Origin of the sequence: Streptomyces sp. BK79 (assembly GCF_044142145.1) — a bacterium.
Classification (GTDB): Bacteria; Actinomycetota; Actinomycetes; order Streptomycetales; family Streptomycetaceae; genus Streptomyces.
In genome coordinates this window covers 17,833-44,578 of record NZ_JBHVOC010000039.1, presented here as the reverse complement: position 1 = coordinate 44,578, position 26,746 = coordinate 17,833, and the positions used below count along the sequence as shown (strand labels likewise).

The following is a 26,746-nucleotide window of genomic DNA, read 5'->3' as shown; positions in this document are numbered from 1 at the left end:
TCGATGATCCCCTTGTCCTTCGCCCAGCGACGGATGTGGTTCCTCCACCGGCTGGAAGGCCCGTCCGCGACCTACAACATTCCGTTCGTACTGCGCCTGGACGGGACACTGGACACGGCGGCCCTGGCCGCGGCGGTGACGGACGTCGCGAACCGGCACGACAGCCTGCGCACCCTGATCGCCGAGAACGAGGACGGCACACCGGAGCAGCGGATCCTGCCGCCCGAGGAGGCGGTCCTCCAGTTCCGGCTGGTCGACGTGGCCGCCGACGCGGTGGAGGCCGCCGTACAGGAGGCCGCGCGCGAGGGCTTCGACCTGGACACGGAACTCCCCCTGCGCACCACGGTGTTCCGGCTCGCCCCGCAGGAGCACGTGCTGGTGTTCGTGTTCCACCACATCGCCGCGGACGGCGCGTCGATGGCGCCGTTCCTGCGGGACCTGCTGGCGGCGTACGCGGCCCGCCAGCGGGGCGACGAGCCCCGGTGGACGCCGCTGCCGGTGCAGTACAAGGACTACACGCTGTGGCAGCGGCAGCTGCTGGGCGACGAGGACGACCCGGAGAGCGTCGCCGCGGAGCAACTCGCCTACTGGCGGCAGGAGCTGGCCGGAGTGCCGCAGCCGGTGCAGTTGCCGCTGGACCGGCCGCGGCCGACGGTGGCCGGCCACCGCGGCGGCCACGTCGACTTCGAACTGGACGCGGACCTGCTCACCGGGGTCGGCAAGCTGGCCGCCGAGCGCGGTGCCACCGCGCCGATGCTCGCCCAGTCCGTGCTCGCGGTGCTCCTGCACCACCTCGGCGCGGGCAACGACCTGACGATCGGCAGCCCGATCGAGGGGCGTGCCGACGAGCAGCTCGACCAGCTGATCGGGTTCTTCGCCAACACCTGGGTGCTGCGCGTCGACCTGTCGGACAACCCGTCCTTCGGCGACCTGCTGGAGCAGGTGCGGGAGCGGGCCCTGGCCGCCTACGACCACCAGGACGTCCCGTTCGAACGCCTGGTGGAACTGCTGAGCCCGGAGCGCACCACGGCGTACCAGCCGCTGTTCCAGGTGATGCTGGCCTGGCAGTTCGAGTGGTCGCAGATCGAGATACCGGGCCTGCGCGTCACCCCCCTGCCGGCGGGCACCGGCACCGCGAAGTTCGACCTGTTCTTCAACATCGTCCCGGCCCCGTCCGGGGGCGCGTACGGACGGCTCGAGTACGCGACCGAACTGTTCGACCACTCCACGGCCGAGAACCTCGTCGACCGCTACGTACGCGTGCTGCGGCAGGTCGTCGCCGACCCCGCCACGCGGCTCGGCGCCGTGGACGTGCTCACCGGCGCCGAACGGGACCTGCTGGCCCGGGTGAACGACACCACGGCACCGGTGCGGGCGACGACGGTGCCGGAACTGGTCGCCGCCCAGGCCGCGCGGACACCGGACGCGACGGCGGTGGTCTCCGGCGGCACCACCCTCACCTACGCCGAGCTGGAACACCGCGCGGGCCGCCTGGCCGCGGTCCTGCGCGACCACGGGGTCGGCCCCGACGTCCCGGTCGCCGTGGCGCTGCCCCGGTCGGCGGACCTGGTGGTCGCGCTCCTCGCCGTGCTCAAGGCCGGCGGCGCCTACCTGCCGATCGACCCCCAGTACCCGGCCGCCCGCGTCGGCCTCCTGCTCAGCACGGCCGACCCCGCGCTGGTGCTCACCGACCGCGAGGCGGCCGAGACCGTGGCCGGATGCCGCGCGCCGGTGCTCCACCTCGACGACCAGGACCTCGACGGCCCCGCCCCCGACGCCCCGGCCGTCCCGATCGGGCCGGACCACCTGGCCTACGTGATGTTCACGTCCGGATCCACCGGCACCCCCAAGGGCGTCGCCGTCACGCACGCCGCCGTCGTCAACGGCGTCAGCGACCTGCGCCGGACGGTGGGCGTCGAGGCGGGCTCCCGGATGCTCGCCGCGACCTCCGTGAACTTCGACGTCTCCGTGTTCGAGATCTTCACCGCGCTCACCACCGGGGCGAGCGTCGAGATCGTCCGCGACGCGCTCGAACTCGCCGAACGCGGCGGCTGGTCGGGCACCACCGTCAGCGCCGTCCCCACGGTGTTCTCCGCGCTGCTCGACCAGCTCGCCGAGGACGCCCCGGACCGTCCCGCGCTCGACGTCGACACCGTCGTCCTCGCCGGCGAGGCACTCCCGGGCGACCTGGTCCGCAAGATCCAGGGCGCCCTGCCCGACGTCCGCGTCGTCAACGCCTACGGACAGACCGAGAGCTTCTACGCCTCCACCTACACGCTCGAGGGGCAGTGGGCCTCGACCGGCGCGGTACCGGTCGGACAGCCCCTGGCCAACATGCGCGCCTACGTCCTGGGGCCGGAACTGACGCCCGTCGCGCCCGGCGTGATCGGCGAACTGTACGTCGGCGGGCCGGTCGCCCGCGGCTACCACGGCAACGGCCCGGCGACCGCGGAACGGTTCGTCGCCTGCCCCTTCGGCCCCGCCGGCGCCCGCATGTACCGCACCGGAGACCTGGCCCAGTGGGACGCCGACGGCCGGCTGAGGTACGCCGGACGCGCCGACACCCAGGTGAAGGTGAACGGCATCCGGGTCGAGCCGACCGAGATCGAGACGGTCCTCGCCCGGCACCCCGCGATCGGCCAGGCCGCCGTCACGGTCCGCGAGGACCACACCGGCAGCCCGCGCCTGGTCGGCTACGTCGCCCCGGCGGATGGCGCGGCCGCGTCGGACACCACGGTCTCGGCGGCGGACCTGCGACGGTTCACGGCCGAGACGCTGCCGGACTACATGGTGCCCACCACGATCATGGTGCTCGACCGGCTGCCGCTGACCGCCAACGGCAAGGTGGACCGGGCCGCGCTGCCCGCACCGGAGTTCGCCGGCACCGAGTACCGGGCGCCGCGCACCGAGACGGAGCGGCTCCTGGCCGAGGTGTACGCCGACGTCCTCGGCGCCGAACAGGTGGGTGTCGACGACGACTTCTTCACCAGCGGCGGAGACAGCATCCGCTCCATCCAGGTCGTCGCGCGGGCCAAGACACGCGGCGTGGCGGTCACCACGCGGGAGATCTTCGAGCACCGCACGGTCGCCCGCCTCGCCGAACTGGTCGAGGGCCGGGAGGGCGAGGAGCGCGTCGTCCTGGCCGAGCTGCCGGGCGGCGGCGTGGGCCGGATGCCGCTGCCGCCGACGGCGGCACACGTCCTCGAGCTGGGCGGCGGCATCGGCCGGTTCTGCATGTCCGCGCTGCTGACCCTGCCCCAGGACATCGACCGCGACGGGCTCGTCGCGACCCTTCAGGCCGTCCTCGACCGGCACGACGTGCTGCGTTCCCGGCTGGACAGGGAGCTGCCCGGCCTGTCGGTCGAGGCGCCCGGCGGCGTCGACGCCGGCACGCTGCTGCGGGAAGTCCCCTACGGCGACGCCGACGTGCAGGCCGAACTGGACGCCGCCGCGGACCGGCTCGACCCGGACGCGGGCGTCATGGCGCAGTTCGTGTGGCTGACCTCCGGCACGGACCCGGACCGGCTGCTGGTCGTGCTGCACCACCTGGTCGTCGACGGGGTGTCGTGGCGGATCCTGGTCCCGGACCTCGCCGCCGCCTGGCAGCGGATCCGGGGCGAGGGCGCCCCGGCCCGGACCGAGGTGGGCACCTCGCTGCGCCGGTGGGTGCACGCGCTGGCCGACGAGGCGGCCTCCCCGACGCGGGTGGCGGAACTGCCCCTGTGGCAGGAGATCCTCGGCACCGGCGAAGCGGCCCTGGGGGCACGGAAGGTGGACCCGGCCCGCGATGTGACGGCCACCGTGGACACCGTGCGCGTCCAGGTGCCCGCGGACGTCACGGAGACCTTGCTGAACACGGTGCCCGCGGTGTTCCGCGGCGGTGTCGACGACGGGCTGCTCGCCGGGCTCGCGCTGGCGCTGGCCCGCTGGCGCCACGGCCGCGGCGTGCCCGCCGCCTCCTCGACGCTGGTCCGGCTGGAGGGACACGGCCGGGAGGACCACCTGATCCCCGGCGCCGACCTGTCGGACACGGTCGGCTGGTTCACCGCGATGTACCCGGTCCGGCTCGACCTGTCCGGCGTCGACGTGGCCGACGCCTTCACCGGCGGCGAGGGCGCGGGGAAGGCGGTCAAGGCCGTCAAGGAGCAGCTGCGGGCGGTCCCCGACAACGGCGTCGGCTACGGCCTGCTGCGCCACCTCAACCCCGCCACCGCCACCGCCCTGGCCGGACTGCCCGAGCCCCAGATCGGGTTCAACTACCTCGGCCGGGCCTCCGGCGCGGACATCCCCGAGGAACTGCGGCACCTGGGCTGGGCCCCCGACACCACGCACCGCGACCTGATCGCCGCACCGGACGCGGACATGCCGGTGCTGTCCGCGCTGGAGATCAACGCGGTGGCCACCAGCACCGGCGACGGCGAGGAGCTGACCGCCTACTTCGGCTTCCCGACCGGTGTGCTCACCCGCGACGAGGTGACCGAGCTGGCCGGGCTGTGGGTCGAGGCGCTGACCGCCCTCGCCCGGCACGCCGTGACCGACGCCGCCGGCGGGCTCACCCCGAGCGACGCGCCGCTGGTGAAGGTGGACCAGGGGGAGATCGACACCTGGGAGGCCCGCCTCGGCGAGCTGGCCGAGGTGTGGCCGGTGACCCCCGTGCAGTCCGGGCTGCTGTTCCACTCGATGCTGACCGCCGACGAGGCGTTCGACGTCTACCACATGCAGCTCGTGTTCCACCTGTCCGGCGACGTCGACCCGGAGCGGATGCGCCGGGCCGGACAGGCACTGCTGGAGCGCTACGACAACCTCCGCGCGGCGTTCGTCGACCGCGCCGACGGCGACGTGGTGCAGGTCGTGCCGCGGAACGTGACCCTGCCCTGGCGCCACCTGGACCTGAGCGCGGCCGACGACGCGGAGCGCACCGAGGCGTTCGAGAGGTTCCTCGTCGAGGACCGGGCCGCGCATTTCGACCTGAGCACCCCGCCGCTGATCCGGCTGGCGCTGGTCGACCTGGGACCCGGCCGGTCCGAACTCGTGCTCACCGGCCACCACGTGCTGTACGACGGCTGGTCCACGCCGCTGCTGATGCGGGACCTGATGCTGCTCTACGCGTCCGACGGCGACCCGGCCGGGCTGCCCGGCATCCGCAGCTTCGGCGAGTTCCTGGCCTGGCTCGTCAGGCAGGACAGGGAGGAGTCCGCACGGGTGTGGGCGGCCGAGCTGGACGGGGTCGACGAACCCACGCTGCTCGTGCCGCGCGCGAGTGCGGGACACGGGCCCGCCGGGGTCGGGGACCTCGACGTGACGTTCGAGGACATGCCCGGCCTGTCCCGGCGCGCCGCGCAGCTCGGCGTCACCGTCAACACGCTCGTGCAGGGCGCCTGGGCCGTCCTGCTCGCCAACCTCACCGGCCGGTCCGACATCGTCTTCGGCGCCACCGTGGCCGGCCGCCCGGCCGCCTTCCTGGACGCCGGCGACATGGTCGGGATGTTCATCAACACCATCCCCGTCCGGGTGCGCTGCGAACGCCGCGACACCTTCGCCGCGCTGCTCACCGAGCTGCAGAACCGGCAGGGCGCGCTGCTGGACCACCACCACCACAGCCTCGCCGAGATCCAGCAGGCCACCGGGCTGAGCACACTGTTCGACACCCTGGTGCTGTTCGAGTCGTTCCCGGTCGACCGGGACGCCCTCGACGAGGCCAACACCACGGCCGGGGTGGCCATCACCGGGCTCCAGCCGTTCGCCGGCTCGCACTACCCGATCACCCTGACCGCCGCGTCCGAACCGCACCTGCAGATGGCCCTGCAGTACCACCGGGACAAGCTGGACCAGGACACGGCCGCCGAGATCGTCGACCGGTTCGTGCGCGTCCTCGGCCAGGTCGTCGCCGACCCGGACGTCCGCGTCGGGGACCTCGACGTGCTCGGCGAGGACGAGCGGCGGTGGCTGCTGCACACGGCCAACGACACCACCGAACCGACCCTGGAAGAGGGCCTGGTGGCGGCCGTGGAGCGGCAGGCGCGGAAGACACCGCAGGCCCTCGCCGTCATCGGCGAGGAGCGGTCGCTGACCTACCGGGAGCTGGACGCGCGGGCCAACCGGCTGGCGCACCGGCTGATCGACCGCGGTGTGCGGCCGGAGTCCCTGGTCGCCGTCCGCCTGCCCCGGACCACGGACCTCGTGGTGGCCCTGCTGGCGGTGCTGAAGGCCGGCGCGGCCTACATCCCGATCGACCCGGACCACCCCAGCTCCCGGATCGACCACATCCTGAAGGACTCGGCCCCGGCGCTCGTGCTCGACGCCGACGCGCTGGCCGAGGACCGGTCCGCGTACCCGGACACACCCCCGGCCGTGGCCGCCTCACCCGACAACACCGCGTACGTGATCTACACGTCGGGGTCGACCGGAACCCCGAAGGGAGTCGCGGTCCCGCGCGGCGCGCTGGCGAACTTCCTGGCCACGATGGGGCGGCGGTTCCCGCTGACGCCGAGCGACCGGCTGTTCGCCGTGACGACCGTGTCGTTCGACATCGCCGGACTCGAGCTGTACCTCCCGCTGATCTCCGGAGCGGCGGTGGTGCTCGCGGGCAAGGAGACCGTCTCCCAGCCGTCGGCCGCGGTGGCCGCGATGCGCCGCCACGACGTCACCGTCGTCCAGGCCACCCCCGCCTTCTGGCAGATGCTGCTCACGGACGACCCGGACGGCGCGCGGGGCCTGCGGATACTCGTCGGCGGCGAAGCCCTGCCCGCGCCCCTGGCCGACGCCTTGGCCGGGCAGGCCGCCGAGGTGTCCAACATGTACGGCCCCACCGAGACGACGATCTGGTCGACGACGGCCCCCGTCGAACCGGGCTCCGGTGTCCCGTCGATCGGCGAACCGATCGGCAACACCCAGGTGTACGTCCTCGACGCGCGGCTGCGCCCGGTCCCGCGCGGCGTGAACGGCGAGCTGTACATCGCCGGCGACGGCCTGGCCCGCGGGTATCAGGGCCGGCCGGACCTGACCACCGGACGGTTCGTGGCCTGCCCCTTCGGCGCGCCCGGCACGCGGATGTACCGCACCGGGGACCTGGTGCGGTGGGGCGCCGACGGACGCCTGGAGTACGTCGGACGGACCGACTTCCAGGTCAAGATCCGCGGCTTCCGCATCGAACTCGGCGAGATCGAGCACGTACTGACCACCCACCCCGGCGTGGCGCAGGCCGCGGTCGTGGTGCACGAGGGCCGCGAGGACGACAAGCGCCTGGTGGGCTACGTGGTGCCGGCCCTGCACGCCGCGGTGGCCGACTCCGCCGACCAGGTGGACGAGTGGCGCGAGGTCTACGACGACAGCTACACGGCCTCCGAGGACGAGGCGCTGGGCGAGGACTTCCAGCTGTGGAAGTCCACGTACGACGGTGAGCCGATCCCGCGCGAGCAGATGCTGGAGTGGCGGGACACCGCCGTGGCCCAGGTGCTGGCGTTCTCGCCACGCCGGGTGCTGGAGATCGGTGTGGGCTCCGGCCTGCTGCTGGCGAAGATCGTCGACCAGGTCGAGGAGTACTGGGGCACCGACCTGTCCGCCCCGGTCGTGGACCGCGTACGGGCCCAGGCCGAACAGGACGGGTACGGCGACCGGGTCCGCCTGAGCGCCCAGCCCGCCGACGACATCGACGGACTGCCCCGCGCCGCGTTCGACACCGTGGTGCTCAACTCGGTCGCGCAGTACTTCCCGAGCGTGGAGTACCTGGACCGGGTGCTGCGCCAGGCGATGGAACTGGTCGCGCCCGGCGGCCGGATCGTCGTCGGTGACGTCCGCAACGCCACGACGCTGCGGGTCCTGCTGACCGCGGTGCAGCGCGCCGCGCATCCGCACGCCTCGCACGAGGAGCTGCGGACACTGGTGGAGAAGGCACTGCTCGCCGAGCGGGAACTGGTGGTCGCCCCCGAGTGGTTCGCCGAGTGGGCGCGCGAGCACGCCGACGGCGTGGACATCCGGGTGAAGCCGGGACAGGCGCACAACGAGCTGACCCGGCACCGGTACGAGGTCGTCCTGCACAAGGAACCGGCCGACGTGCTCGACCTGGCGGGCGTGCCCGCCACCGAGTGGGGCCGCCAGGTGCCCGGCCTCGACGAACTGCGCCGCCACGTCGACAAGGCGGGCGACCGCCCGGTGCGGGTGAGCGGGATACCGAACGCGCGGCTGGACGCCGAGACCGCCGCCGCGGCCGCCGCCGGTGTCGTGACCACGGCCGCCGCCTCCGGCAGGGCGCTCGACCCGCAGGAGTTCACCGCGTGGGCGCGGCAGCAGGGCCGGCACGCGGTCCTCACCCCGTCGGGCGCGGACGTACGCTGCTTCGACGCCGTCCTGCTGCCCGCAGGGGCCGCCGGACAGCCGACGGTGCACGGTGCGTTCGTGTCCAGCGGCGTCGCCGGACGGACCCGGTACAACCACCCCGGCCTCGCCCGGGTGATCGGTCCCCTGCTCGCCGACCTCCCCCAGCACCTGCGGGGGCGGCTTCCCGAGTACATGGTGCCGTCCACGGTGGTGCCGCTGTCGGAGATCCCGCTGACGCCCAACGGCAAGCTGAACCGGCGGGCGCTGCCGGCCCCGGACCACGCCCAGGTGTCGACCGGCCGCGCCCCGCGCACCCCGCGCGAGGAGACCTTCTGCGCGCTGTTCGCGGAGGTGCTCGGCCTGGGGACGGTCGGCATCGACGACGACTTCTTCGCCTTCGGCGGGCACTCGCTCCTGGCCACCCGGCTGATCAGCCGGGCCCGCGCCGAGTTGGGCGTAGAGATACCCATCCGCAAGATCTTCGACCTGCCGACAGTGGCCGCGCTCGCCGCGTGGTCGGAGGAATCGGCTGCTCCCCGTCGCCCCAGCCTGCGCCAGATGTTCGCCAAAGGAGTGAAGCAATGATTCCGCTGTCCTTCGCGCAACGCCGTATGTGGCTTCTGCACCAACTGGAGCAGGGAGCGGAGACCTACAACATATCGGCGGCGTTCCGGCTGACCGGGCCCCTGGACCGGGCGGCCCTCGTCGCGGCGATCGGCGACGTGGTCGGCCGGCACGAGATCCTGCGCACTACCTATGTGACGGACGACGAGGGCGAGCCCTCCTCGCGGATCCTGCCGATCGAGGAGGCGTCGCCGCGGCTGCCGGTGGTCGAGGTGACACCGCAGAGCGTGGCCGCCGCGATCGACGAGGCCGTCTCCCACCGCTTCGACCTGACGGCCGAGCTGCCCTTCCGGGCGAGCCTGCTGCGTTGCTCCCCCGAGGAGCACGTCCTGGTCCTGGTCATCCACCACATCGCCTCGGACGGCAGCTCCGGCGCGCCGCTGGCCCGGGACCTGGCCGAGGCCTACACCGCCCGCCTCCAGGGCCGGGAGCCGGCGTGGGAGCCGCTGCCCGTGCAGTACAAGGAGTACGCGCTGTGGCAGCGCGAGGTGCTCGGCGACGCGGCCGACCCGGACAGTGCGGCCGCGGCGCAGATCGAGTACTGGCGGGGCGAACTGGCCGGGGTGCCGCAGCCGCTCAACCTGCCGCTGGACCGCCCGCGGTCCGCGGAGGCCGGCTCGCGCGGCGACACGGTCCCCCTCACCGTGGACCCGAAGGTGGCGGCCGGGCTGCAGAAGCTGGCCCAGGAGCGCGGGACGACCATGTCCATGCTCCTCCAGGCCGCCGTGGGGGTGCTGCTGCAGAAGCTCGGCGGCGGGAACGACGTCACGATCGGTTCGCCGATCGCCGGGCGGACCGACGAAGCACTGGCCGACCTGGTCGGATGCTTCGTCAACACCCAGGTGCTGCGCGTGGACCTCTCCGGCGACCCGACCTTCGCCGACCTGCTCACCCAGGTGCGGAACAAGGCGCTGACGGCCTACGAGCACCAGGACGTGCCGTTCGACCTGGTCGTCGAGGCGATCAACCCCGACCGCTCGGCCGCCTACCAGCCGCTGTTCCAGGTGATGTTCGCCTGGCAGAACTTCGCGAGCCGGGACCTCGAACTCCCGGGACTCAAGGTGGAGTTCGAGCAGGCCATCACGTCGACCGCCATGTCCGACCTGTTCTTCTTCCTGGCCGAGGATGCCGAGGGCTCGCTGCGCGGCGACCTCCAGTACGCGACCCACCTGTTCGACCGCGGCACGGCCGAGGTGATCGCCGCGCGGTTCGTCCGGGTCCTGGAGCAGGTGCTGGCGGACCCGACGGCGCCGGTGGGCGCCGTGGAGGTGCTCAGCGAGGAGGAGCGGGACCGGCTGGTGCGCCAGGTCAACGACACGGCGCGCGAGGTGGCGCCGGGTACGCTGCCGGGCGCTTTCGAGGCGCAGGTGGCGCGGGATCCGGAGCGGGTGGCGCTGGTCGGCGAGGGCGAGTCGCTGACGTACGGGGAGTTCAACCGGCGGGCGAACCGGCTGGCGCACTGGCTGGTGGAGCAGGGCGCGGGTCCGGAGCGGCTGGTCGCGGTGAAGATCCCGCGCTCGGTCGACCTCCTGGTGGCGCTGTACGCGGTGGTGAAGTCCGGTGCCGCGTACGTGCCGATCGACCCGGAGCTGCCCGAGGACCGGGTGCGGCACGTGCTGGACAGCGCCCGGCCGCTGCTCGTCCTCGACGACGAGCTGCCGGAGGTCTCCGCGTACTCGGACGCGAACCCGGAGCGCGGGCTCTCGCCGGACCACGCGGCGTACGTCATCTTCACCTCGGGCTCCACGGGCGGGCCGAAGGGTGTGCAGGTGGCGCACCGGTCGATCATGAACCGGCTGGCGTGGGGGCTGTCGCACTTCGACGTCGGCGCCGAGGACCGGGTGCTGCTGAGCACGACGGCGAGCTTCGACGTGTCGGTGCCGGAGCTGTTCGCGCCGCTCCAGGTCGGCGCGGCGATCGTGATCGCCCGCCCCGACGGCCGCCGGGACCCCTCCTACCTCGCCGAGCTGATCCGGCGAGAAGGAGTGACCGGGGCGGACTTCGTGCCCTCGCTGCTGGAGGCGTTCGTCGCCGAGCCGGGGGCCAAGGAGTGCGAGAGCCTGCGCTGGATCGAGGTGGCGGGCGAGGCGTTCCCGGCGGAGCTGGCGAACAAGGCCGCCGAGGTGCTGCCGAACTGCGGGGTGCACAACCTCTACGGGCCGACCGAGGCGTCGGTGGAGGTCACGGCCTGGCAGCACGTGCCGGGCGCGGACCGGGTGCCGATCGGCGCGCCGATCTGGAACACGCAGGTGTACGTGCTGGACGCGGCGCTGTGTCCGGTCGCACCGGGAGTGGCCGGTGAGCTGTACCTCGCCGGCACCGGTCTGGCCCGGGGCTACCTCGGGCAGACGGGGCTGACCGCGGGCCGGTTCGTGGCCTGCCCCTTCGGTGAGCCCGGCACCCGCATGTACCGCACCGGTGACCTGGTGCGCTGGACCGGGGACGGCCAGGTCGAGTACATCGGCCGCACCGACTTCCAGGTCAAGGTCCGCGGCTTCCGCATCGAACTCGGCGAGATCGAACAGGCCCTCATCGCCCACCCGGACGTCGACAACGCGGTCGTCGTCGTCCGCGAGAACCAGCAGGGCGACAAGCGCCTCGTCGGCTACGTGGTGCCCCGGCCCGGCGCCGTGCCGGGCGACGGCGGGGTCCAGGCGGGGCAGGAGGGGTGCCAGGTTTACGACGCCGAGGCGGCCGGCCCGCTGCTCGCCCGGGTCACCGAGCACCTGCGGGCCGGGCTGCCGGAGTACATGGTGCCCGGCACGCTGGTCCCGCTCTCGCGGATCCCGCTGACCCCGAGCGGCAAGCTCGACCGGCGGGCCCTGCCGGCGGAGCACGCGACCACCGCGGCCGGCCGGGAACCGCGCAACGCGCAGGAAGAGAAGCTGTGCTCCCTCTTCGCCGAGCTGCTCGGCGTGGAGAAGATCGGCATCGACGACGACTTCTTCGCGCTCGGCGGGCACTCGCTCATGGCCACCCGGCTCAGCTCCCGCATCCGCAAGCAGTTCGACGTCTCGCTGCCCCTCACCACGATCATCAAGTACCCCACGGTGGCCGAACTGGCCGTGGTGCTCCTCACCGGCGGCGCTCACGACGAGCACACCGACCCGTTCGCGGTCGTGATGGCGCTGAACAGCGTCCCGGAGACGGACAAGCCGCCGGTGTGGTTCTTCCACGGCGGCGGCGGCGTGGGCTGGGGCTACTTCAGCTTCGTACTGCACCTCCCGGACCGGCAGGCGTACGCCCTGCAGTCCCGCGGCTTCGACGGCACGGACGTGCTGCCGGGGTCGGTGGAGGAGATGATCGACGACTACGTCACCCAGATGCTGCGCGTCCAGCCGGAAGGGCCCTTCGACCTGATCGGCTGGTCCTACGGCGGCACCGTCGCGCACGCCATCGCCGCCGAGCTGGAACGGCGCGGGCACGAGGTCTCCTTCCTGGCCATCCTGGACTCCCTGCCCGCCCAGGAAGGGTTCGCGCAACTGGCCGGCCGGGCCGTGGCGGAGTACCGGGCGGACCTGGAGGAGTACTTCGGCCAGTTCGTGAAGACCGACAACAAGGAACAGTTCCTGGACACCATGTCGAAGGTGCTGGCCAACAACCAGGCCGTCATGGCGAAGTACCACTCGCCGGTCTACGGCGGCGACGTGCTGTTCTTCAACGCGGCGCTGAAGGAAGAGGGGTCGTGGGCACCCCTGTGGCGGCCGTACGTCCAGGGTTCCATCGAGGAGCACGACGTGCAGGCCACCCACGGCGATCTGCACATGCCCGGACCCGTGTCCGAGATCTTCGCGGTGATCAACCGCAAGCTGGCCGATTGACCGGGGAACTCCGGGACGTCGCGCCATGATGTCCCGGAGCCGGTTCGACGAACCATCGAACGCATGATTGGGGTCGGTTGTGAAAGAACCCGGCACATCCGAGGAGAACCGGGACCGGACCACGCTGCTGTGCGTGCCGTTCGCCGGCGCGGGCCCGTCCTTCTTCCACCCGTGGCAGCAGCTGGCGGGGGACCGGTGGCGGGTGACGTCGGTCGAACTGCCCGGCCGGGAGCGGCGGTTCCTGGACCCGCCGTACCGCAACGTCGTCGAGGCGGCCAAGGGCGAGATCGACGCCGTCGCCGCGGACCTCGGCGAGGGAGCGCGGACCGTCCTGTTCGGGCACAGCCTGGGAGCGGTCCTCGCCTACGAGCTGACCCACCTGCTGGGCGCGCGCGGCGTGCACGTCGAACGGCTGGTCGTCAGCGGCTCACCGGGGCCGTGGACCCAGCGCCAGAGGCGCGCGGCGGGGCTTGAGGGCGACGAGTTCCTCGCCCGGGTCGAGGAGTTCGCCGGGTTCCGGCACGAGGCCCTCGACCACCCGGAGATGCGGGAGCTGATCCTGCCCACCCTCCAGGCCGACTGCGAGATGCACGAGGCCTACGTCCCGAGCACCGACGTACCGGTGTCGGTGCCGGTCACCTCGCTGCGCGGCGACCGGGACGGCCTGGTCACCGCGGAGGAGGCCCGGCAGTGGCAGGACGCGACCACGGGCGGCTTCAGCTACGCCGAGTTCCCGGGCGACCACATGTACCTGGTCGATCTCGGCCGTGAGGTGCTCGACGTGATCGAGGCGGAGTCCGCCCGCACACACTGACGCGCTCCCCTTCCCCTCCCTCGCCGCCCCGGCGGACCACGGTCCGCCGGGGCGGCGTCGCGCTGTCCGGGCACCTCGGGCCGATGCCGGCGGTCAGCGCGTCCGGGTACGGCGAAGACCGCCGGGACCACGGTGCGGTCCCGGCGGCCGGTTGTCAGGAGGGTCCGGTCAGCCGTGGGCGGCCGGCCCGCACCAGGTGGTGAGGGCGGTCCGCAGCGCGTCGGTGCCGCCCGCGCCGCCCTCGTCGGCCGCCCAGGCGACATGGCCGTCGGGACGGATCAGCAGCGCGGCCGGAGCGGGGACCTCGCCGATGGCCGGCACCGTCCAGTGGTCGTCCTCGCCGCGCGCCTCCACCAGGTCGACGCGGCCGGCCCAGCCGCCGGCGACCGCCGCCACCTCGGGGCTGCCGTGCAGGTCCAGCAGGACGGGGCGGCCGGCGTGCAGCAGCTCGTGGACGCCGATGATCCCCTCGGCCGTCTTCAGGTCGGCGTCGGGAACCCGGCGGCCCTCCAGCGGGTGGTCGCCGTCGACGGGGTACCGGATGTCCAGCGCGTTCAGCAGGTGACGCAGGTACTGGTTGACGTCGTCGGACACCATGAGGGAGCCGAACACCTCGCGCAGCGCGTCCGTCTGCGGGCCGGGCCGCACCAGGGCCGACTGCGCCCGGGTGTTGTGCAGCACGCGCGCCGCGACCGGGTGGCGCTCGGCGTGATAGGTGTCCAGCAGGCTCTCCGGCGCCCGGCCGCGCACCACCGAGGCGAGCTTCCAGCCGAGGTTGACCGCGTCCTGCACGCCCATGTTCAGGCCCTGCCCGCCGGCCGGGAAGTGGATGTGCGCCGCGTCGCCCGCCAGCAGTACCCGGCCCCTGCGGTACTCGGCGGCCTGCCGCGCGGCGTCGCTGAACCGGGACACCCACCGGGGGTTGCGCATCCCGAAGTCGGTCCCCGCGACCCTGACCAGCGACTCACGCAACTGCTCGAACGTCACGGCGTCGTCGCGGCCCGCGACCCGGTCGAACTCCGAGGTGATCACCCGGAACCAGCCCGGTTCGAAGGCGATCGCCGAGTAGTCGCCGACCGGGGTGCGCCGCACCCACACGTAGTCCTCGGTCAGCTCCGGCAGCTCCACGTCGCCGATCAGCGCGGTCATCGTCGCCTCGGTGCCGGGGAAGTCGATGCCCGCCAGCTTGCGCACGGTGCTGCGCCCGCCGTCGCAGCCCACGAGGTAGCGGGCGCGCAGCGTCGCGGGCCCGGCCTCCGGCCTGTCCAGCTCGACCGTCACGCCGTCCTCGTCCTGGCGCAGACCGCCGACCTCGGCCGACCTGAGCACCCGCACGCCGAGTTCGGCGGCCCACTCCTCCAGCAGCCGCTCGATGGTGGACTGCAGGATCATCAGCGGGTACGGGTGCCGGGACTCGGACTCGTCGAACTCCAGGTACAGGCCCGCGAAGTGGCCCACCGGCTGCAGCTCGCCCTCCGCCAGGAAGCGGTCCAGGATCCCGCGCTGGTCCAGCACCTCCAGGGTGCGGGAGTGGATCCCGCCGGCCCGGGACTCGCCCGTGGGCTCGGCGAGCCGCTCGGCCACCACCACGTCGACGCCGGCCAGCCGCAGCTCACAGGCGAGCATCAGGCCGGTCGGCCCGGCGCCCGCGACCACCACGTCCGCGTCCATGCCGGTGTGTTCCACGTCGTTGCCCCCTCATTTCCAGTGCTGTTCCACTGATGTTCCAGTGCCGCTTCACTGATCCTGTGGCGGCGTCGGGCCATTTCCGTACGTGCGAAAAGCGAGCCGCTTTCCACTTTTCCTGTCCCGCCGGCGGGACGGCTGTTCGGGGAACGGATGTTCCGGAAGTGTCAGCGTGCGGGCGTACCGGTGCGCTCTCAACCCCACCGGCCGGCGGGTGCCGCACACCGCCGGCAGCGGTGTGCGGAAAGGCGAACGCCCGCGACACTCGATTCGGCCATTCGAAGAATGTGTCTCGCCGGCGGGACAGTGCGAAGGAAGGGCTGGAAATGGAATCCTCACCGCAGGTGGTCCACGAGCGAGGTGGGCAGGAAGAGACGCCGCAGCCGCAGGCCGGGCCTTCGGGCGCGTCGGCGTCCCTGGCGCAGGAGATCGCCGAGCTGTGGGGGGAACACCTCGACAGCCCCGGGGTGGGGCCGGAGGACGACTTCTTCGCGCTCGGCGGCAACTCACTGGCCGGAATCAAGATCATCGAACGGGTGCTCCAGGACCACGGCGTCCGCCTGTCCGTGCGCGACTTCTACCTCGCCGGGACCCCCACCAAGGTCGCCGAGCTGATCGAGCAGGGGAGGGCCGGGACGTGAGGCTCACGCCGGGTCCCGCGCGCGACGTCGATCTCGACACCCTCGACCTGTTCGACCTGGACCTCTACTCCACGGGCGACCCGCACCCCATCTGGGACGTGATGCGCGAGCGGGCGCCCCTGCACCACCAGGTCCTCCCCGACGGCCGGGAGTTCTGGTCGGTCACCCGCTACGAGGACGTCCGCCGGGTGCTCAGCGACCACCGGGAGTTCACCTCGGAGCGCGGCACGGTCCCCACCCACCTCGGCACGGACGACGCCGCCGCCGGCGTGCTGATGACGTCCACCGACCCGCCCCGGCACACCGAGGTCCGCCGGCCGCTCAACGCCAAGCTCACCGCCCGGGCCGTACGGTCCTGGGAGGACAAGATCCGCGCGACGGTCCGCCGCTTCCTGGAGCCGGCGCTCGACGGCGAGACCTTCGACCTGGCCGAGCGGGCCCTGCTGCTCCCCGCCTTGGTCACCGGCCCGCTCCTCGGCATCCCGGAGAAGGACTGGGCGGAACTCGTCCAGCTCACCGCGATGGTCACGGCCCCCTCGGACCCGCACTTCCTGGTGAGCAGCGAGGCGGCGACCCTGGCCATCTCCCACCACGAACTCCTCAACTACGTCCGGGACTGGGCCACCACCCGGCGGGCGGACGGCGGCGAGGACGACAGCCTGCTGCACCACCTCATGAGCGTCCGGCCGGGAGGCGTCCCGCTGAGCGACGAGGAGATCGCCCTCGACGGCTACAGCATCCTCCTGGGTGCCAACGTGACGACCCCGCACACCGTCTCCGGCACCGTGCAGGCCCTCATCGAACGGCCCGAGCAGTTCGCCAAGGCCCAGGCCGACCCGACGCTGATCCCCAATCTCGTCGAGGAAGGACTGCGCTGGACCTCGGCCGCCTGCAACTTCATGCGGTACGCGGTCGACGACGTCCAGATCGGCGGGGGCACCATCCCGGCCCGCGCGGCGGTCGTCGCGTGGATCGGCTCGGCCAACCGGGACGCGTCCGTCTTCCCCGACCCGCACACCTTCGACATCACACGCGACGGCGCCAAGCGCCACGGCGCGTTCGGCTTCGGACCGCACTTCTGCATCGGGGCGCCCCTGGCCCGGATGACGCTGCGCATCTTCTTCGAGGAACTCCTCGAAGGATTCGCGTCGATCGAGTTCGCCGGCGAACCGGAGCACCTGCGGTCGTACTTCATCGCCGGGATGACCCACCTCCCCGTCGCCGCGCAGAAACGGCACACGCCATGACCTCCGGTCCCACCGCCACCGCCACCGCCTCGCCGTGGTTCGTGCGGCCGCCGTCCGCCGAGGCCGCCGCCCGGCTCTTCTGCCTCCCCTTCTCCGGTTCCGGGGCGTCGGCCTTCAGCGCCTGGCCCGCCGCCCTCGGCGACGTCGAGGTCGTCCCGGTGCAGTTCCCCGGCCGCGAGAACCGGCTCGCCCACCCCCACTACGGCACCTACGAGAACCTCGCCGCCGACCTCACCGAAGCGCTCACACCGCTGCTGGAGCGGCCGTACGCCCTCTTCGGGCACTGCGCGGGCGCCCTGCCCGCCTACGAGACCGTGCTGCGGCTCGCCGCCCTCGGCCTGCCCGCACCCCAGTGCCTCTTCGTGTCCGGCCAGCCCGCACCGCACGACGCCTCGCGCGACCGGATGCTCACCATGACCGAGGACGAACTGCGCGCCGAGGTCGAGGCGTTCATCCGCAGCCGCGGCATCGAGCCGCGGCCGGACATGGTCGAGATGGGCCTCATGGTGCTGCTGCGCGACCACGCCGCGGCGGGCGCCTACCGCAGGCAGGAGCTGGCCCCGCTGCCGTGCCCCGTCGTCGTCCTGCACTGGCGGGACGACCCCGACGTCAGCCTCGACGACCTCCAGGGCTGGCGCGCGTACGCCGACTCCGTCGAGTTCCGCGTCCTCGACGGCGGCCACTACGACTTCATGGACGCGCCGGACGAACTGCTGAAGACCCTGACCAGCCGGCGGTGACGAGCGGTGCAGCCCGTGACAGCCGTACGCCGAGGGAACCGGAAGGACATCACATGAGTGGCGCAGCCGCCGATATCGCCGTCATCGGGATGTCGTGCCGCTTCCCCGGGGTGCACGACCTGGACGCCTTCTGGCGCCTGCTGCTCGACGGGCGCTCGACCGTCGGCCGCTTCCCCGAGCACCGGGCGGCCGACACGCGCCGTACGGCGCCGCCCCACCCGGACGCCGACACGGTGAACGCGGGATCGTTCCTGGAGGCGATTGACGGGTTCGACGCGGAGTTCTTCGGCACGCCCCCCGGGGAGGCGGCCGCGATGGACCCCGTGCAGCGGCTGGGCCTGGAACTGGCCTGGGAGGCCGTCGAGGACGCCGGGCTGCCGGCGGCCACGCTCGCGGGCCGCGACATCGACGTCGTGGTCGGTGCCGCGCCCTCCGGGTACGACCTGCTGCGCAAGCTGTCCGGCAGCGACCAGGACGACCACTACGCCGCCCTCGGCTCGGCCGGCGCGCTGATCGCCAACCGCATTTCGAACCTCTTCGACGTCCGCGGCATGAGCCTGTGCGCCGACTCCGGCCAGTCCTCCTCCCTCGTCTCGCTCGCCCTGGCCTGCGACCGGATCCGCGCCGGCGCCGTCGACATGGCGCTCGCCGGCGGTGTGCACCTGATCACCGACCCGGAGTCGGGCCTCGGCCTCGCCAACCTCGGCGCCCTGTCGCCCGCCGGCGACTGCTTCCCCTTCGACGAACGGGCGGGCGGCTTCGTCCGCGGCGAGGGCGGGGCGTTCGTCCTGCTCAAGCGGCTCGACCTCGCCGTCGCCGACGGCGACCACGTCTACGCGGTGGTGCGCGGCTGGGGCGTCGGCAGCGGCGGCGCCTCCTCCCGGATGCCCGACCCCAGCCCGGCCGGGCAGGCGGCGGCCGTACGGACCGCGCTGACGCGCTCGGCGGTCCCCTTCGACGGCGTCGACTACGTCGAGGCCCACGGCACCGGCACCCGGCTCGGCGACCCGGCGGAACTCGCCGGACTGCGCGAGGTGTTCCGGGAGACCGGACGCGAGCGCCCCCTGACGGTCGGTTCGGTGAAGGCGAACGTCGGGCACCTGGAGCCGGCCGCCGGCATCACCGGCTTCGTGAAGACCGCGCTCTGCCTGGACCGCGCCCAGTTGGTCCCGCAGGTGAACTTCCGGTCCCCGAACCCGGCCGTCCCCGACTTCGACGAGTACTTCGACGTGGTCCGGGCCGCGCGGCCCTGGCCGGGCACGCCCGAGCGGCCCCGGCGGGCGGGCGTGACGTCGATCGGCATGGGCGGCACCAACGCGCACGTCATCCTCGAACAGGCCCCCGGGACGCCGGCGCTGGACGAGGCCACCGCCACGGACGAGGCCCTCGCCACGGACGAGGCCCCCGCCCTGACCGCCGTACCCGGCGTGGTGCCGTGGGTGCTGTCGGCGCGCTCGGAGCCGGCGCTGCGGGAACAGGCGGCGCGGCTGCGGGACCTCGTCGCCGCCGACGCGTCCCTGTCGACGGCCGACGTCGGGCACGCGCTGGCGTCGGCACGGTCGGTGTTCGAGCACCGGGCGGTGCTGCTGGGCGGGAGCCGTGACGAGGCGCTGACCGGCCTCGGAGCACTGGCGGCGGGCGAGGAGCCGGCACGCGCGGTGCGCGGGACGGCCACGGGGCGGACCGGCCCGGTCGTCTTCGTCTTCCCCGGCCAGGGCTCGCAGTGGCTCGGCATGGGCCGGAGCCTGTACGCCGAGTCGGACGTCTTCGCGCGCTCGATCGACGCCTGCGCGCGGGCCTTGGAACCGTGGCTGGACTGGTCCCTCCTGGAACTGATCACCGGCGCGGACACGGCGCCGTCGCTGGACGGCGGCGACACCGTCGTGCAGCCGGCGCTGTTCGCGATGATGGTGTCCCTGGCCCGGGTCTGGGAGTCGCTGGGCGTGGTCCCCGACGCGGTGGTGGGCACTTCGCAGGGAGAGATCGCCGCCGCGTGCGCGTCGGGCGCGCTCGGTCTCGAGGACGCGGCCCGGGTCGTCGCCCAGCGCAGCCGGGTCCTGGCCGCGCTGGCCGGCCAGGGCGGGATGAGCGCGGTGGCCGAGCCCCTCGCCCGGGTCGAGGACCGGCTGCGGCAGTGGCCCGGACGGCTCTCGGTCGCCACCGTCAACGGACCGGCCTCCGTGGTCGTCTCCGGGGACCTCGAAGCGCTGGACGCGTTCGCCGCGTCGGCCGCCGCCGACGGCGTCCGGGTGCGCCGGCTCAAGGTCGCCTACGCGTCCCACTCCCACCAGGTCGAACGCATCCGCGACCAGGTGCTGGAAGCCACCTCGGGTGTCACGCCGCGACCGACGGCGGTGGAGTTCCACTCCACGGTCACCGCGCAGCGGCTCGACACCCGCCTGCTCGGCGGCTCGTACTGGTACGACAACCTGCGCTCGACGGTGCGGTTCGGCGAGGTCGTCGAACGGCTGATGCGCGAGCGCGGCGGCGTGTACGTGGAGGTCAGCCCGCACCCCGTGCTGCGGGTGGCGATGGAGGAGACCGCCGACGCGCTGGCGGACCCGCCGGTCGTGGCCAGCACCCTGCACCGGGACGACGGGAGCGCCGGAAACATCCTCGCGTCGCTGGCCGAACTGCACGTGCGCGGGGTGCCGGTGGACTGGGAGCCGGTGTTCGCCGGGCACCGGCCGCGCCGGATCGGCCTGCCCACCTATCCGTTCCAGCGCCGGCGGTACTGGCTGACCGCACCCGACGCCACCCACCCGGACCCCGCCGCGCGGGCCGGCGGACCGGGCACGCGCACCGGAGCCCGCCTGGACACGGAGTCCTCGGTCCTCGACCTGGTGTGCGCCGAGACGGCGGCCCTGCTGAGCGTGAAGGACCCGGACGTGACCGGCCCAGCTCTGGTGGCGCGGGCGGCCGAGACCTTCAAGGACCTGGGCTTCGACTCCTCGTCGGCCGTGGGACTGCGCAACCGGCTCACCGCGGCGACCGGGGTGCGCCTGCCGGCCACCGTCGCGTTCACCTATCCCAGCCCGCGCGCGCTCGCCGCCCGCGTCTTCGCCCTCCTCGCACCGGAGGAGCCCGAGGCGCCTGAGGTGCCCGAGGTGCCTGAGGTGCCTGCGACTCCTGAGGCGCCGGAGGTGCGTGATGCGTCCGAGGCACCCGACGACGATCTGTACGCCCTGATCGACCGCGGATACGTGTAGCCGCACCTGTTCTTCTGCATCACCCTGAATCGCCCTGAATCACCCTTGGGGGAGGCCCTGGTGGAGGACGTCGACAAGCTCCGTTCCTACCTGCGACGCGCCGTAGGCGACGCGCAGCAGCTGCGGGAGCGGGTCCGCGAGCTGGAGGAGTCCGCTCGCGAGCCCATCGCGGTCGTGGGCGTGGGGTGCCGCTTCCCCGGTGGGGCGACGACCCCCGAAGGGCTCTGGTCGCTCGTGTCCGGCGAGGTGGACGCCATCGGCGACTTCCCGTCGGACCGCGGGTGGGACCTGGAGGCGCTGTACTCCCCGGACCCGGAGACGCCCGGGACGACGTACACCCGCTCGGGCGGGTTCCTGTACGACCTGCCGGAGTTCGACGCGCCGTTCTTCGGCATCAGCCCGCGCGAGGCGCTGGCGATGGACCCGCAGCAGCGGCTGGTGCTGGAGACGTCGTGGGAGGCCCTGGAGCGGGCGGGCATCGACCCGGCCGCGCTGCGGGGTTCGGCCACCGGCGTGTTCACCGGCCTCTACGCCGTCGACTACGGCCCCCGCACGGGCGGCGGGGCGGGCGCCGAGGTGGAGGGCTTCGCGGCCACGGGCACGTACACCAGCGTGGCCTCGGGCCGGGTGGCGTACACGCTGGGTCTGCACGGCCCGGCCGTGTCCACCGACACCGCGTGCTCGTCGTCGCTGGTCGCCGTCCACCAGGCCATGCGGTCCCTGCGGGCCGGGGAGTGCACGCTGGCGCTGGCCGGCGGGGTGTCGACGCTGTCCACGCCGGGACTGCTCGTGGAGCTGGGCCGGCAGCGGGGCCTGTCGGCCGACGGACGGTGCCGGGCGTTCGCCGACGCGGCGGACGGCACCGGTTTCTCCGAGGGCGCCGGGATGCTGGTCCTGGAGCGCCTCTCGGACGCGCGGCGCAACGGACGCCGCATCCTCGCGGTCATCCGCGGTTCGGCCGTCAACCAGGACGGCGCCTCCAACGGCCTGACCGCGCCGAACGAACTGGCGCAGCGCCGGGTGATCCGGGCGGCCCTCGCCGACGCCGGGCTCCAGCCGGCCGACGTGGACGCGGTGGAGGCCCACGGCACCGGTACGAGGCTCGGCGACCCCATGGAGGCGGAGGCGCTGCTCGCCACCTACGGGCAGGACCGGGACGCGGACAAGCCACTGTGGCTGGGTTCGCTGAAGTCGAACATCGGGCACACGCAGGCCGCCGCCGGGGTCGGCGGCATCATCAAGATGATCATGGCGATGCGGCACGGGGTCCTGCCCCGCACGCTGCACGTGGACCGCCCGTCGTCGCACGTGGACTGGACGGCCGGCGCGGTCGAGCTGCTGACCGAGGCCAGGCGGTGGCCCGGCACACCGGAGCGCCCGCGCCGGGCCGGCGTCTCCAGCTTCGGCATCAGCGGCACCAACGCCCACCTCATCCTGGAGCAGGCTCCCGAGCCCGCCGAGCAGGAGCCCGCCGAGCAGGAGCCGGCCGACGCCGCCGGCCCGGTGCCGTGGGTGCTGTCGGCGCGCTCGGAGCAGGCGCTGCGCGCACAGGCGGCGCGGCTGCGGGACCTCGTCGCCGCCGACCCGTCGCTGTCGGCGGCCGACGTGGGGCGTTCGCTGGTGACGGCCCGCTCGCTGTTCGAGCACCGCCAGGTCGTGCTCGGCACCGGCCGGGACGACCTGCTCGCCACCCTGTCCGCCGTCGCCGCCGGCGACGAGAACGGCGCGGTCTCCGGGCTCGCCGGTCCGGTCGGCCGTACCGTGTTCGTCTTCCCCGGCCAGGGCTCGCAGTGGGCCGGCATGGGACGCGAACTGTGGGAGTCGTCCCCGGTGTTCGCCGCGCGGATGCGGGAGTGCGCCGACGCGCTGGCACCGTACGTGGACTGGTCCCTGCCCGACGTGCTCGGCGACGCCGAGGCACTGGAGCGCGTCGACGTCGTCCAGCCCGCGCTGTGGGCGGTGATGGTGTCGCTGGCCGAGCTGTGGCGCTCCTACGGCGTGGAGCCCGAGGCCGTCGTCGGCCACTCGCAGGGGGAGATCGCCGCCGCCTGCGTCGCCGGCGCCCTGTCCGTCGAGGACGCCGCGAAGGTGGTGGCGCTGCGGTCGAAGGCGATCCTGGCGCTGTCGGGACGCGGCGGCATGGTGTCGGTCGCGCTGCCGGTCCGGGACGTCGAGGCGCGCCTCACGGACGGCCTGTCGATCGCCACGGTCAACGGACCCTCGTCCGTGGTGGTCTCGGGCGACGTCGCCGAACTCGACGCGCTGCTGGCCGCCTGCAAGGCGGACGACGTCCGGGCCCGCAAGGTCCCGGTGGACTACGCCTCGCACTCGGCGCACGTGGAGGCGATCCGCGACGAGCTGGGGCGCGTGCTGGCCGGACTGGAGCCGCGCCCGGCGAAGGTGCCGTTCTTCTCCACGGTGGCGGCCGACTGGCTGGACACGACGACGCTGGACGCCGAGTACTGGTACACCAACCTGCGCCGCACGGTCCGCTTCGAGGAGGCGGTCAGGTCCCTGGCCGCACAGGGCTTCGGGTGCTTCGTCGAGGCGTCCCCCCACCCCGTCCTGACCATCGGTGTGGAGCAGACCCTGGACAGCGCGGGCGCCGAGGCCGTCGTCACGGGCACCCTGCGCCGCACCGAGGGCGGCCTCGCCCGCTTCCACCGCTCGGCGGCCGAGGCCTTCGCGGCGGGCGCCGCGGTGTCGTGGGAGGCGGCCTTCCCGGGCACCGGCGGCCGGTTCGTCGACCTGCCCACGTACGCCTTCCAGCGGCAGCGCCACTGGATGAACGCACCCGCCGAGACCACCGCCGCCGGCACGTCGGACCACCCGCTGCTCGACGCCGTGATCGACCTGCCCGACGACGGGGAGCACGGCGGCATCGTGGGCAGCGGGCGCCTGTCGCCGGAGCGCCACCCCTGGCTCGCCGACCACGTGGTCCACGGTGCCGTCCTGGTACCGGCGGCGGTGCCGGCGGAGCTGGCGGTGTGGGCGGCTCACAAGGTGGGCTGCGACACCGTCGACGAACTCACCCTGGAAACCCCGCTGGTGCTGTCCCGGACGGCCGACCGCGAGATCCGCGTCGTCGTCGACGCCCGGCGGACGATCAGCATCCACTCGCGGGCCGAGGGCGACACCGAATGGACGCGCAACGCCGTCGGCGTCGCCGCAGCCGGCGGCCCGGACACCGGCGAGGAGGAGAGCCTCGCCGCGTGGCCTCCCGCGGGCGCGGTCGCCGTCCCCTTCGAGGAGGAGTACGCCAGGCTGTCCGCCCTCGGATTCGCTCACGGGCCCCTGTTGCGCGGCCTCAAGCAGGTGTGGCGCCGCGACGACGTCCTGTACGCGGAGGTGGAGCTGCCGACCCCCGACGGCGCCGACCGCGGCGCGTTCCGCGTCCACCCGGCCCTGCTGCACGCCGCGCTGCTCCCGCTCGGCCTCGGGCCGGTCGTCGACGGCGACCGGCCCGAGGGCTGGCTGCCGTACCGCTTCACCGGCCTGCGCGCCGGCTCCACCGGGCCGGCCGCGCTGCGCGTGCGCCTCGCGCCCGCCGGGGAGAACGCCCTGTCCCTCACCCTCGCCGACCAGAACGGCACCCCGGTCGGCGGCATCGCGTCGCTGACCCTGAGGCCCGCCGACGTCGCGCGGCTCACCGAGCTGGGCTTCGACCACCAGGACTCCCTGTTCCGGCTGGACTGGGTCCCCGTCCCGGTCCCGTCGGGCGGAAACGGCGGAAACGGCGGAAACGGCGGGAACGGCGGCCCGTACGCGGTGCTGGGCGAGGGCATTCCGGGCGCTCCGCCCGGGGCGCCCGACCCGGCCACCGCGGCCCTGGGAGGGGACGCGGCGGTCTTCACCGGACTCGCGGAACTCGCCGCGTCCGGCGGGGAGATACCCCCCGTCGTCATCGCCGCCCTCGACGGGACCGGCGCGGACGGCGACGACACGCCCGCCGCCGTCGAGCGCACCCTCCACCGCGTGCTGCGCTGGACGAGGGAGTGGCTCACCGAGGACCGGTTCTCCGACGCGCGCCTGGTCGTCGTGACGCGGGACGCGGTCCACGACGGCCGGCACCCCCGCACCGACCCGGCGGCGGCCGCCGTGTGGGGGTTCGTGCGCACCGCGCAGACCGAGAACCCCGGCCGCTTCACCCTCGTGGACACCGACGGCCTGCCCGCCTCGCTGGCCCGCGTGGCGGCAGCGGCCGCCACCGGGGAGGCCCAGCTCAAGATCCGCGACGGCCAGGTCAGCGTCCCGCACCTGGTCCACGCCCCCGACACCGCCCCGGGCCACGACGGCGCCGAGGACGCCCCCGCGCTCGGCACCGGCACGGTCCTGATCACCGGCGGCACCAGCGGCCTGGGCGCCAAGCTGGCCCGGCACCTCGTGGCCCGGCACGGCGCGCACCGGCTGCTGCTCACCAGCAGGCGCGGACCGGCGGCCCCGGAGGCCGCGGCGCTGCGCGAGGAACTCACCGACGCGGGCGCCCACGTCGACGTCGTCGCCTGCGACGTCACCAGCCGGGACTCCGTCGCCGCGCTGATCGCCTCCGTCCCGGCCGAGCACCCGCTCACCGCGGTGATCCACTGCGCGGGCGTGCTCGACGACGGCGTCGTCCAGACGCTCACCGAGGACCGGGTGAACGTGGTCCTCGCGCCGAAGACGCGCGGCGCCTGGCACCTGCACGAGCTGACCGCGCACCTCGACCTGTCCGCGTTCGTGCTGTTCTCCTCCGTCGCGAGCGTGCTCGGCACGGCCGGACAGGCCAACTACGCGGCGGCCAACGCCTTCCTCAACGGCCTCGCCGAGACCCGCCGTGCCGCCGGACTCGCGGCCACCGCCCTGTGCTGGGGCTTCTGGGCCGAACGCAGCGAGATGGTCGCCGACCTCGTCGACGCGGACCTCGTCCGCCTGCGACGCCAGGGCGTACTGCCGATGTCGTCGCAGGAGGGGCTGGCCCTCTTCGACGCGGCGCTCACCCTGGACGAACCGGTGCTCGTGCCCGCCCGGCTGAGCCTCCCGGCGCCCGACGCGGCCTCGCCGCTCCTGCGCGGCCTGTCCGGCGCGCCCGGCGGACCCGGCGGCCAAGCGGACCCGAACGCCGCCGCCGGCGGACTCGCCCAGCGGCTGGCGTCCCTGCCGCCCCACGAGGCCCAGGCGGCGCTGCTCACCGCCGTCCGGGAGCAGACCGCCCTCGTCCTCGGCCACCCCGACACCGGGCGGATCAGCCCCACCGCCGCGTTCAAGCGACTGGGCATCGACTCGCTCACCGCGCTGGAACTGCGCAACAAGCTGGTGTCGGTGACCGGCCTGAAACTGCCCACCACCCTCGTCTTCGACCACCCGAACCCGAGCGCCCTCGCACAGTTCCTGAGCGAGAGCGTCGCCCCCGAACCAGCGGCCGTCCCGGAATCACCGGCCGGTCTCCTGGTCAAGGAGATCGAAGGACTGGGCGCCCGCCTGGAGGACGCGTTCCTCGACCTGGAAGGGGCGGACCAGGCGGCCATCTCCACGCTGCTCGGCGAGTTGCAGGGACGGGTCCGTTCGATGGCGAGCGCCGCGGCACCGGCCGGCATCGCCGACCAGATCACCTCGGCATCGGCGGGAGAGCTTCTCGCGCTGCTGGACCAAGAGCTCGGCTAGGGGAGAAC

The 26,746-nt window shown here is 73.7% G+C and carries 9 protein-coding genes; 8 read left to right on the top strand and 1 reads right to left on the bottom strand.

Annotated elements, in window-relative coordinates; translation table 11 throughout:
• The first annotated feature begins 3 nt into the window (after nt 1–3).
• The 3 genes from ACFIF2_RS34050 (at nt 4) to ACFIF2_RS34040 (ending at nt 13,575) form a co-directional block, all read left to right on the top strand.
• Nucleotides 4–8,901 (top strand): amino acid adenylation domain-containing protein, encoded by an 8,898-nt coding sequence (locus ACFIF2_RS34050; protein WP_395577153.1) that lies wholly within the window; start codon nt 4–6, stop codon nt 8,899–8,901.
• Nucleotides 8,898–12,761, top strand: coding sequence for an amino acid adenylation domain-containing protein (locus ACFIF2_RS34045; RefSeq protein WP_395577152.1), 3,864 nt, complete (start codon nt 8,898–8,900; stop codon nt 12,759–12,761). Before ACFIF2_RS34050 ends, ACFIF2_RS34045 begins: the two co-directional genes overlap by 4 nt.
• A gap of 79 nt (nt 12,762–12,840) precedes the next feature.
• Entirely contained in the window at nt 12,841–13,575 is a 735-nt protein-coding gene (locus tag ACFIF2_RS34040; RefSeq protein WP_395577151.1) for a thioesterase II family protein, read from the top strand.
• A 168-nt stretch (nt 13,576–13,743) separates the two neighbouring features.
• Here the strand turns inward: ACFIF2_RS34040 and ACFIF2_RS34035 are convergent, their stop codons facing one another.
• Nucleotides 13,744–15,246 (bottom strand): FAD-dependent monooxygenase, encoded by a 1,503-nt coding sequence (locus ACFIF2_RS34035; RefSeq protein ID WP_395577156.1) that lies wholly within the window; start codon nt 15,244–15,246, stop codon nt 13,744–13,746.
• A 341-nt stretch (nt 15,247–15,587) separates the two neighbouring features.
• On the opposite strand from ACFIF2_RS34035, the gene ACFIF2_RS34030 reads away from it, so the two are divergent.
• The 5 genes from ACFIF2_RS34030 to ACFIF2_RS34010 are packed head-to-tail and all read left to right on the top strand — an operon-like array spanning nt 15,588 to nt 26,738.
• Nucleotides 15,588–15,902 carry a phosphopantetheine-binding protein gene (locus ACFIF2_RS34030; RefSeq protein WP_395577150.1) on the top strand — a complete coding sequence of 105 codons (315 nt, stop codon included), beginning with the start codon at nt 15,588–15,590 and terminating at the stop codon, nt 15,900–15,902.
• Nucleotides 15,899–17,149: a cytochrome P450 gene (locus ACFIF2_RS34025; RefSeq protein WP_395577149.1), complete on the top strand. Its 1,251-nt coding sequence runs from the start codon at nt 15,899–15,901 to the stop codon at nt 17,147–17,149. Before ACFIF2_RS34030 ends, ACFIF2_RS34025 begins: the two co-directional genes overlap by 4 nt.
• The gene (locus tag ACFIF2_RS34020) at nt 17,146–17,889 is read left to right on the top strand and encodes a thioesterase II family protein (protein ID WP_395577148.1); all 744 of its coding nucleotides are present in this window, start codon (nt 17,146–17,148) and stop codon (nt 17,887–17,889) included. Before ACFIF2_RS34025 ends, ACFIF2_RS34020 begins: the two co-directional genes overlap by 4 nt.
• A gap of 53 nt (nt 17,890–17,942) precedes the next feature.
• The gene (locus tag ACFIF2_RS34015) at nt 17,943–21,098 is read left to right on the top strand and encodes a type I polyketide synthase (protein WP_395577147.1); all 3,156 of its coding nucleotides are present in this window, start codon (nt 17,943–17,945) and stop codon (nt 21,096–21,098) included.
• Between the two features lie 60 nt (nt 21,099–21,158).
• Entirely contained in the window at nt 21,159–26,738 is a 5,580-nt protein-coding gene (locus tag ACFIF2_RS34010; protein ID WP_395577146.1) for a type I polyketide synthase, read from the top strand.
• The last annotated feature ends 8 nt before the right edge of the window (nt 26,739–26,746 follow it).

Excerpts from the sequence above, each read along its gene's own strand:
- ACFIF2_RS34050 (WP_395577153.1), top strand. The coding sequence starts at position 4 with ATGATCCCCTTGTCCTTCGCCCAGCGACGGATGTGGTTCCTCCACCGG.
- ACFIF2_RS34045 (WP_395577152.1), top strand. The coding sequence starts at position 8,898 with ATGATTCCGCTGTCCTTCGCGCAACGCCGTATGTGGCTTCTGCACCAA.
- ACFIF2_RS34035 (WP_395577156.1), bottom strand. The coding sequence starts at position 15,246 with ATGGACGCGGACGTGGTGGTCGCGGGCGCCGGGCCGACCGGCCTGATG.
- ACFIF2_RS34030 (WP_395577150.1), top strand. The coding sequence starts at position 15,588 with ATGGAATCCTCACCGCAGGTGGTCCACGAGCGAGGTGGGCAGGAAGAG.
- ACFIF2_RS34020 (WP_395577148.1), top strand. The coding sequence starts at position 17,146 with ATGACCTCCGGTCCCACCGCCACCGCCACCGCCTCGCCGTGGTTCGTG.
- ACFIF2_RS34015 (WP_395577147.1), top strand. The coding sequence starts at position 17,943 with ATGAGTGGCGCAGCCGCCGATATCGCCGTCATCGGGATGTCGTGCCGC.